This is a genomic window from Pseudoalteromonas sp. APC 3893, assembly GCF_030408095.1.
Taxonomy (GTDB): Bacteria; Pseudomonadota; Gammaproteobacteria; order Enterobacterales; family Alteromonadaceae; genus Pseudoalteromonas.
On sequence record NZ_JASDCD010000055.1, the window covers coordinates 1 to 2,423 of the forward strand.

2 protein-coding genes are annotated in these 2,423 nt (G+C 42.3%); both read right to left on the reverse strand.

Going from position 1 to position 2,423, the window contains the following annotated elements; all coding sequences use genetic code 11:
- Positions 1-85 precede the first annotated feature (85 nt).
- Positions 86-1,765: a group II intron reverse transcriptase/maturase gene (gene ltrA / locus QMA12_RS21890; RefSeq protein ID WP_290211488.1), complete on the reverse strand. Its 1,680-nt coding sequence runs from the start codon at positions 1,763-1,765 to the stop codon at positions 86-88.
- 547 nt (positions 1,766-2,312) lie between these two features.
- A partial coding sequence (gene tnpB, locus QMA12_RS22270; RefSeq protein WP_356948041.1) for an IS66 family insertion sequence element accessory protein TnpB occupies positions 2,313-2,423 on the reverse strand: 111 nt, incomplete at its 5' end.

Sequence of the window (2,423 nt, forward strand, 5' to 3'; positions counted from 1 at the left end):
TTTTGTCGAGTAGCCAGACCCGATTACTCGAGCCCAGCCCTCTAAGAACGGTACGTGCGAGTTTCCCCGCATACCGCTCAAGTCGTTATAACGCCATGTAGGATGGCGCAGCAGTATTTTGACCCCTATGAATGCTGTTATGGCAATAAGGATGAACAACCACGGTATTACTCGCTTTATTATCACCACCTAAATATAAAGGTACTAGGCGGTGAATATTCCAACCAGTTTTAGCCGTTATTTTTTCTTTGCAATACAAACACTCACCATTTTGACGTGATAATAATCTATGCAGACGTTCTTTGTTGCGAGAATTTACTAACACATCAAGCCGAGATTCAAAGTAAGTTTCATGTGTCGGATCGTAAGGGTTTGCATCGGAATTGATCTTTGGATGTCGCACAATCGGCATTGCTGCTAACCGAAATAAGCCTATTTGTTTATCACCGGTGCAGAATGTCCAATTACGCGCCCCAACAGAGTGGAAGTATCTAGCCCTAATCCAGTATTTTCCTTTTCTAGGATGTCTACGACATGCCCATTTCCAGAGTAGCAACCATATATCAGAGTCAATCTTGCAAAATACTTCCTTTGCGACACTGTGTCGGTGATAATTGCACCAACCTCTTAATATTGGATTAAGCTGAAAGATTAGCCTGTCTTGTCGACTAGAGCGATATTTGGTGATCGTAAGTCTCAACTTATTCATCAGATGTAGAACGCTTTTGCTACTGGGTTTGACCAATAATTTGCCATTATACTTTCTGAGATTTTGACCAAGAAAATCAAAACCCTCTGATATATGCCTAACGTGCGTTTTTTCTGGCGATAATGCCAAACCACGTTGGGACATAAATTCATTAATACAAGGCAATATTGTATCTACCAAAAACGCTTGAGAATGAGCCGTTACAACAAAATCATCGGCATATCTGATTACAGAGACTCTCTTAACATTAGAACGAATTTCACGGTGCTTACCTCTTTTAACACCAGAAGCTTCTTCAATTGTTCCTTGCAGTTGATTCAATACCATATTCATTAACGTCGGCGAGATTATTCCTCCTTGCGGTGTTCCTGCAAGTGTTGGATATACCTTACCAGACTCCATAAAGCCAGCATTCAGCCACTGTGAAAGGATTGGTTTGTCGATGTTTAAGTGCTTTAGCATCCACTCATGGCTGATATTATCGAAGCAACCTTTAATGTCCGCATCAAGCACCCATTCTCCCGCACGTTTGCGACACAATACTTTGAAGCATTGTTCGATCGCATCAGCACAAGACCTTTGTTTTCGAAAACCAAAAGAATTGCCGTCACTGTTTGTCTCCACTTCTGGCTCAACGGCTAGCAAATATAGTGCTTGCATCCCACGATCCAGCATTGTGGGGATACCGAGAGGTCTTTTCTGCCCATTCGACTTTGGAATAAAGACTCGCCTTAATGGACTTGCCTTGTATCCAGAGCGTTTGAGCGATGAGATTGCTCGCCATTTTTTAGTAGCACTTTGCCATGTTTCGCCATCAACACCAGACGTTTTACGCCCTTTGTTCTCCGTTACTTGTTTAACCGCAAGGGCTTTCGCATAAAAGGAATGAGTCAATAACCATTGCAGGCTTTTAACTTTCCCTTTTCTCCCTTGCTTTACTGCTTTCACAATACGCGCTTGCAATGATCCTACGTAGCGCTTTGCAGCCTTCCAATCGATGTTAGACCAGCATTGCGCTTCGTTTATAGGTGCACATTGTTCATAAGAGCAATTCATTTGCATTCCTAAGCTAAAATCTTATTACAAATTTCTTGTGATTAACCACTCGATGGAAGTGGGCTATGCTTTCGCATGATGTCACGTTCAATACATCTATCTTTGCCATTACAGCAAGGCATTCGCTTTCTCCATCGTCCTTTACCCGCATGCCCGTCATTCATTCTTACGAAGAAACTACCTCAACGAGGGAGCATACGGGCTTACCAAGTTCCGCTTTATTCACATAATGGGTTAGTGTCAGTCAATCCGCCGGGGGCACATTAAATTGCGTAACATGAGACTAGAGCATGTTAACTTGTCCACCACACCTTTTGGTTCAAGCTTGTCAGCATCTTTAGCTTGTTTACAATGACGACAGTTACAACTGTTCAGTTAATTACACATACCATTAATTCCTAGGGCCCAACCGCATGATGCTTGCAGTTTGTTCAACATCACTATTGAACTTAAGGCTACATTGTCTTTCGAGCTTCACACCCCACCATTGCTAGTGACGCATATCGAAATAGGAAACCTTCGGCAATACGAAGGGTTGAATCAAAGTTCAACAGTAAACAAAGCGACTTCTTGTCGCACCTAAGCGTTTGTACCATAAAGCAAACCCCGTTTTATCCCAGTAAACCAACTTGAGTTTATCTTTCGCTTTGTTGCAAAA

Excerpts from the sequence above, each read along its gene's own strand:
- ltrA (WP_290211488.1), bottom strand. The coding sequence starts at position 1,765 with ATGAATTGCTCTTATGAACAATGTGCACCTATAAACGAAGCGCAATGC.